Origin of the sequence: Kitasatospora purpeofusca (genome assembly GCF_036010405.1) — a bacterium.
Lineage (GTDB): Bacteria > Actinomycetota > Actinomycetes > Streptomycetales > Streptomycetaceae > Kitasatospora > Kitasatospora purpeofusca.
Genome location: NZ_CP108561.1, coordinates 8,390,937 through 8,397,500 on the forward strand (window position 1 = coordinate 8,390,937; position 6,564 = coordinate 8,397,500).

A 6,564-nucleotide genomic window follows, 5' to 3' on the forward strand; every position below is an offset into this window, starting at 1 on the left:
AGGACTGGCCCACCGAGCCGACGGCCGCCGCCACTGTCCCGGAGGTCACGAGCCAGGTGATCGGGCCCGGATACACCGGCGGGGCGTACGTGAGCCGCCTCGCCGCCACCTGGGGCATCACTCCGAAGGAACGGGAGCGGATCGACTTCCCCGGCCGGCCGCCGGTCTGGCACTCCTCGGGCGTCGTCCGGCACGGGGACACCGTGATGTGGATCGCCACGCTCTGGTCCTTCGACGGCGAGCTGATCTACCTGACCTGCCAGGTGACCGCCACGGCCGCGAAGCAGGCCGCCTTCCTCCGGGACTGCGCCGGCCTGGACCATCCGGGAGCGCGACCGGCGGCGGCCAAGGCCTGGCTGGACGGCATGAAGCCGCGGGTCGACACCGCCTTCGCGGCCGCCGGGGGGATTCAGATCTACAGTCCGCTCCTCCGGTCCGGCCCGGTGGCGTCCGTGCTCAGCAAGCTGTCCGACCCGTCGTTGGGCGGCGATGCCTACGAACTGCGGTCCTTCGGCTCCGGTCCGAGCTGACCGGAGCCGACCGGAGCCCGGCCGGAGAGGTCGTGGGGAGGGCTGCTCAGGGCGCCGGGGCCGGTTGGGAGACGCGGGTGAGGGCGTCGCGGAGGGCGGCGCGGGTGGTGATGCCGAGCTTGGGGAAGGCACGGTAGAGGTGGGCGCTGACGGTGCGGGGGGAGAGGCGCATCTGTTCGCCGATCTCCTTGTTGGTCAGGCCTCCGGCGGCGAGTTCGGCGACGCGGCGTTCCTGCCAGGTCAGCGGGACCGAGGCGGGGGCGGGGGTGTGGGGTGCGACGCCGGCGGCCCGGAGTTCGGCGTGGGCGCGGGCGGCCCAGGCGGGGGCACCCAGGCGGTCGAAGGTCTTCGCGGCCTGGGTGAGCGGGAGCCGGGCGGCCGCGGCGCCGTGGAGGCGGCGGACGGCGATGCCGTGGGCGAGCCGGATCCGGGCCAGTTCGAACGGGAAGCGCTCGGCGGCCGGGTGGGACTGGGCGCGGGCGTAGTGGGCCGAGGCCTCGGTGTCGTCCTCGGCCGTCATGGCCAGGGCGCCGTGGGTGATCAGGGCCAGCCGGGGGGAGAGGTCGGGCAGGCCGGCGTCCCTCGCGGCCAGCGCGTGGGCCCGGGCCTGCTCGGCGCGGCCGGTGTGCAGGGCCGCCTCGACGAGGTCGAGCAGGGTCCGCGAGGCCTGGTAGGCGTAGGGCCGGAACGCTCCCGGCGCCGTGATGCCGATGGCGTGCAGGAACGCGGTCTCGTAGTCGCCGGCGCTCAGTGCGGCGGTGGCGCCGACGGCGTCGGCGATCTGGGTCAGGAATCCGACGCCGCGCGGTCGGGCCCACGCCACGACGGCGGTCTGCAGCTCGCGGGCCTCCGCCGTCCGGCCGCGTACGGCGGCGAGTTGGGCGAGGTAGGCCCGGGTCTGGTGGGCGAAGAGGCCGTGGCCGCGTTCGGTGGCGAGGGCGAGGGCGCGGTGCCCGGTGCGTTCGGCGGCGTCCCACTGGCCGAGCGCGAGTTGGTCGAGCAGGACCAGGTGCAGCATGACGATGCCGCTGGACATGGCGCCCGTGTCGAGTTCGCGGTCCACGACGCGCTCCAGGTACGGGCGCAGCGGGCTCAGGACGTCGAGGTGGTAGGCCGATACAGCGAGGCGGGTGACGTCCCACGGGTCCTGGTCCTCCAGGCCGGCGGCGGCCCGCTCCACCCGCCGGGACCAGCCGGCGCCGTGCCGGACGACGTCGCTCCAGGTGCTGCCGTACATCCACGCGCGTTCAGTGGCGAGGTCGCCGAGGGTGGCGAGGACCTCGTGGGTGCGCCGCCAGGTGGCGCGGTCCCCGGCGTACTGGCTGACGGCGAGCAGGAGGCTGACGAGCCGGTCGAGCACCTCGTCGGGGCGGTCGGGTCCTCGGCCGGGGAGGTCGGGGCCGTGCTGGCCGGCCCGGTCGGGGGAGTCCCGGAGCCGCTCGACGGCCGCGACGATCCGGCGGTGGGTGGCCCTGACCTCGCCGTCCCGGTACAGCGCCAGGTAGGAGTCGGCGAGCACGGCGGCGGGGCTCTCGTCCGTGCCGGGGGCGGCGGCCAGCGCGAGGCTGCGCGCCCGGCCGAGGTGGTCCGTCTGCCCGGCGACGTACGCCGCCTCGTCGAGCCGCCGGGACCGGTCGACCCGGGTCTCGCTCAGTTCAGCGGCGCGCGTCAGCCAGGAGACGGCCAGCCGCGCGCCGCCGCGCCGGGTGGCCGACCGGGCGGCGGCCTCCAGGTCGGCGGCCACGCCTTCCTCGGGGTCGACGGTGGCGGCGGCCAGATGGATGGCGCGCCGTTCCGGGTACTCCCGGTGCAGCTGCGCCAGCACCCGGTGGGCGGCGCGGCGTTGGTCGGGCGTGGCGAGCTGGACGACGCTCGACCGCACCAGCGGGTGCCGGAACGCGAACTCGCCGGCGCCCGGTTCGACGACCAGCAGGCCGCAGGCGACGGCCTCGTCGACCTCGCGCATGCGGTAGCGCGCGATCGGTGCCGGGCCGTCGCCGGGCCGGGCCGCCGCTCCGTCGAGGGCGCCCCGGAGCAGTTCGGCCCGGACGCTGTCGCCGAGGCGGGCGAGGCGGGCGGCGTAGATCCCCTGGATCCGCCGGGGGAGCGGTACGCCGTGCAGGCCGAGGAGGTCCTGGCCGGCCCGGTCGCCCGGTCCGTCGGCGAGGTGGGCGGGCAGTTCCAGCAGGGCGAGCGGGTTGCCGCCGGCCTGTTCCAGGACGAGCCCGCGGACCTGTCGGCCGAGTCGCGGGTGGTGCAGGTCCAGCAGGCGGGTGGCGTCCGCGTCGGCGAGGGCGCCGATCGGGGCTTCCGGCAGCGCCGCGGTGTCGAACGGCGACGAGGTGTCGCCGCGGACGGCCACCAGGAGCTTGACCCCGGGGCGGCCTGCCAGCCGGCGGCCGACGAAGCCGCACACCTCGGCGCTGGCCTCGTCCAGCCACTGGCCGTCGTCGAGGACGAGCAGCACCGGGCGGCCCTTCGAGGCCGTCCAGGAGAGCAGGTCGAGGACGGCGATGCCGAGTGCCATGACCGGCGGTGGCGGTCCGTCGGGCCGACCGAAGACCGCGTCGAAGGCGGCGCGGGTGGTGGCGCCCAGCGGCGGAGCATCGGAGGGCCGGCCGTCGGAGGCCCGGCCGTCGGAGGCCCGGTCGTCGGAGGTGCGGCCGCCGGACGGCCGGTCGTCGGAGGTCGGGAGCAGCGGGTAGAGGAGCTGGTGCAGCCCGGCGTGCGGCAGGCCGCTCTCCGCCTCGACCCCGGTGGCGCGGACGACCAGCTGCCCGTCCTCGGCCGCGAGCCTCGCCGCCAGGTCGAGCAGGGTGCTCTTGCCGACGCCGGCCTCGCCCCGGAGGACCAGGGCCTGTCCGTCGGGGGCCAGGACGAACGCGGACAGCCGCGCCCGTTCGCCGTCCCGACCGACCATCACCATGCCCGGTTCCAAGCCCGGTTCCCTCCCCTGCCCCGAAGGCGCGCGACCGCGACCGTATTCAACTGGACGGTTAGTTGATTACACTGTGGCCCTGGTGAACCTGTCAAGTAAACGGTTAGTTAGGAGCAGGGTGCATGGAGCGCGACGCCGAAGCCACCAAGCGGAGACTCATCGCGGCCGGCCGGGCCGAGTTCGCCGCACACGGGCTGAACGGCGCGCGCGTCGACCGCATCGCCGCCGCCGCGCGGAGCAACAAGGCGCAGATCTACCACTACTTCGGCAACAAGGCCGGGCTGTTCGACGCGGTCTGGAACGGGATCGTCGACCAGATCGTGGCGAGCGTGCCGCTCGACGTGGACGACCTGCCCGGGTTCGCGGCCGGTCTGGGCGAGCTCTACGCCGAGCACCCGGACCTGCCCCGGATCATCACCTGGCAGCGGCTGGAGCACGGCGACGCCTTCAACGAGCTCGCCGTGGCCGAGGTGCACAGGCGCAGCGGCGAGATCGCCCGGGGGCAGGCCGACGGCCGGGTCTCGACCCGGTTCGAGCCCGAGGTCCTGTTCGCGCTGCTCGTCCATGTCGCGATGCTGTGGGCGGCCGCGAACCCGGAGGTGCTGACGGTCGTGGACGTCGCGGACCGGGCGCGGAGCCGTGAGCTGATCCGCCGCATCGCCACCGTCCTGGCGGAGTGAACCGGCCGGGGCCGGGGACGTTCCGGGGCTCCTCGGGGTTCAGCACTGCCAGAGGAACGCCGCGTCGGTGCAGGGGGAGCAGGTGAAGGCGTAGGCCCGGCCGCTGCCGAAGTTCATGGCGGTGAGGGGATCGGGCCCCTCCTGGAGCTGGACGGCGAGCCGCATCGGCTCCGCGCAGGTCGCGCAGCTCGGTGTCCGGTCGTACTGGAGCCAGGCCGGTGTGCCGTTGAGCTGCCCGAGGACGTGGTTCCGGGGGAGGCCGGTCCGCGCCGCCCAGGCAGCGCGGGCACTGTCGAAGTCCGGCGCTTCCGGGAGGAGTTGGGGTTCGGCGGCGCGGGTGGCGCCGAGGAGCAGGACCTCGTCCTCGTCGTCCTCGTCGTCCTGGAACTCGTCGGGGTCGTCCGGCTTGTGGTCCTCGCCCTTGCCCTCGCCCTCGTCGAGGTCGGTCGGCACCGGAAGGGGGATCGGCACCAGCCCCTGGGCCGGGAGGACCAGCGCGAGGTTGGCACCCGAGCGGGCCTCCCAGTCCTGGCAGACACCCGGACGGTTCTGGCAGGCGAACAGCACCAGCAGCCGGTCCTTCCGCCCCGGACCTCCGGTGACGGCGGCGCCGGACCGGTCCAGCACGATCTGCGCGAGGAACTGCAGCGGGCCGCCGCAATCGGCACAGGACGGCCAGGCGGTGCCGGGCGGGGCGAGCGGTACGCCGCCGATGCGCGTGACCGTCGCGTCGGCCGCGACCGGGCCGCCCTCGGTGATCAAGGTCGTCATGCGGCCCGACTGTAGGACACCGCGCCGACAGCGCAGGGCCGCCACCGCCGGCACTGCCCGGCCGCAGTCGGGGGGCGGGCTTGGCGGGCGGGAGGGGGAGTCTTGTATCGTTCCTCGCGAATCATCCAGAGGGGTGGAGGGACCGGCCCTACGAAGCCCCGGCAGCTCCCCGTTCGACCCGGCGTCCGAAGTACGCGCCGTGCCGTGCGGGATCAGTGCCAACTCCGGCCTGTCGCCAATGTGGCGCGGGAAAGATGAGGAGACACGGTGCTCTCTGTGCTGTCCTTCCCCCGGGCGCTTCCCGTCCCGGACCTTTCGCGTACCCGTCTCGTGCCCGGCGCAGCCAATCGGCCGTCTTCTGCGGCCCGCCCTCGCTGACCACCCCCCGGCTCCCCGCGGGGGGCCTCCGCGAGCGCGCCCCGGGCGGCTCGCGGGACCTGAGACGGAGACATCCAATGGAGAACACGAGCGGCGTCGGCGTGCTCGACAAGGTCACCTCGATCCTCGGCACCCTGGAGGCCGGTCCGGCCACCCTGGCCGGACTCGTCGCGGTGACCGGCCTGGCCCGGCCCACGGCGCACCGGCTCGCCGTCGCACTCGAACAGCACCGGCTGGTCGCCCGGGACGTGGAGGGCCGGTTCATCCTCGGCCCCCGACTCGGCGAGCTCTCGGCGGCCGCCGGGGAGGACCGGTTGCTGGCCGCAGCCGGCCCGGTCCTCGCCCGGCTGCGCGACGTCAGCGGGGAGAGCGCCCAGCTCTACCGCCGACAGGGCGGCGTCCGGATCTGCGTGGCCGCCGCCGAGCGCCTCTCCGGCCTGCGCGACACCGTCCCGGTGGGGGTCACCCTCCCTATGAAGGTCGGCGCCGCCGCCCAGGTCCTGCTGGCCTGGGAGGAGCCCGAGCGGCTCCACCGGGGCCTCCAGGGAGCCCGCTTCACGGCGACGGCGCTGAGCGGCGTCCGGCGCCGGGGCTGGGCCCAGTCGATCGGGGAACGCGAGCTGGGCGTCGCGTCCGTCTCCGCGCCGGTCCGGGGCCCGGCCAACCGGGTGGTGGCCGCCGTCACGGTCTCCGGTCCGATCGAACGGCTCACCCGCCACCCCGGCGCCCTGCTCTCGCAGACGGTCGTCGAGGCGGCCGACCGTCTCACCGAGGCGCTCCGCGTCACCTGATGCACCCCGGTCGCGGGGAGGTTCGTCCGCCCCGCGACCGAGGCCGAGGCCGGTCCGCGCCCCCGGCGCTGGTGGCGATGAGGGACAGGCCGGGCGCGATTTGTTCTGGGCGCTCAGGCGGAGTACTGTCGCCCAGTCGCCTGGCAGGGAGCACCGGACACGCAACAGCGCGGACGGTCCCGAGGCGGCCAATCCTCTGGAAATAACATCGTCACCCGGCTTCGGGTTTCTTTGTCGTGTCCATTTGTGGGGATTGCGGCCGGATTCGCTTTTCGGAGCGGGGGTCGGCTAGAGTTTGGAACGTCGGACGGGGCGTCAAGCCGCAGAAGACACCAGCGAGTTGGATGAAGGAAGCGCCGGGAACGGCACGGAGAACATCTGATAAGCTGGGAAAACGAAAGAACGAAGCGCCCGGAGGGCCGGTGTGAAAGCCGCCTGAAGGAAGTGTCCGTTCCTTGAGAACTCAACAGCGTGCC

5 protein-coding genes and 1 riboswitch are annotated in these 6,564 nt (G+C 74.5%); of the genes, 3 read left to right on the forward strand and 2 right to left on the reverse strand.

The window, feature by feature from the left end:
- The first annotated feature begins 56 nt into the window (after window positions 1-56).
- A complete protein-coding gene (locus OG715_RS36505) occupies window positions 57-530 on the forward strand; it encodes a hypothetical protein (protein WP_266272987.1) in 474 nt (157 codons plus the stop codon).
- 46 nt (window positions 531-576) lie between these two features.
- Here OG715_RS36505 and OG715_RS36510 read toward each other — a convergent pair whose 3' ends face one another.
- On the reverse strand, window positions 577-3,450 hold the full coding sequence (locus OG715_RS36510) for a helix-turn-helix transcriptional regulator (RefSeq protein ID WP_266274573.1): 2,874 nt from the start codon (window positions 3,448-3,450) through the stop codon (window positions 577-579).
- 140 nt (window positions 3,451-3,590) lie between these two features.
- Here OG715_RS36510 and OG715_RS36515 point away from each other — a divergent pair, with 140 nt between their 5' ends.
- On the forward strand, window positions 3,591-4,148 hold the full coding sequence (locus tag OG715_RS36515) for a TetR family transcriptional regulator (protein WP_266272986.1): 558 nt from the start codon (window positions 3,591-3,593) through the stop codon (window positions 4,146-4,148).
- A gap of 39 nt (window positions 4,149-4,187) precedes the next feature.
- Here the strand turns inward: OG715_RS36515 and OG715_RS36520 are convergent, their stop codons facing one another.
- Window positions 4,188-4,919, reverse strand: a complete 732-nt coding sequence (locus OG715_RS36520) for a DUF1963 domain-containing protein (RefSeq protein WP_266272985.1) — start codon at window positions 4,917-4,919, stop codon at window positions 4,188-4,190.
- Window positions 4,920-5,037: 118 nt separating this feature from the next.
- Window positions 5,038-5,180, forward strand: a riboswitch (SAM riboswitch).
- Between the two features lie 194 nt (window positions 5,181-5,374).
- Here OG715_RS36520 and OG715_RS36525 point away from each other — a divergent pair.
- Window positions 5,375-6,088, forward strand: a complete 714-nt coding sequence (locus OG715_RS36525) for an IclR family transcriptional regulator (protein WP_030396176.1) — start codon at window positions 5,375-5,377, stop codon at window positions 6,086-6,088.
- Window positions 6,089-6,564: the final 476 nt, after the last annotated feature.

Bases quoted from the DNA above. Each gene is read 5' to 3' on its own strand.
- OG715_RS36510 (WP_266274573.1), bottom strand. From the start codon at position 3,450: ATGGTCGGTCGGGACGGCGAACGGGCGCGGCTGTCCGCGTTCGTCCTG.
- OG715_RS36515 (WP_266272986.1), top strand. From the start codon at position 3,591: ATGGAGCGCGACGCCGAAGCCACCAAGCGGAGACTCATCGCGGCCGGC.
- OG715_RS36520 (WP_266272985.1), bottom strand. From the start codon at position 4,919: ATGACGACCTTGATCACCGAGGGCGGCCCGGTCGCGGCCGACGCGACG.
- OG715_RS36525 (WP_030396176.1), top strand. From the start codon at position 5,375: ATGGAGAACACGAGCGGCGTCGGCGTGCTCGACAAGGTCACCTCGATC.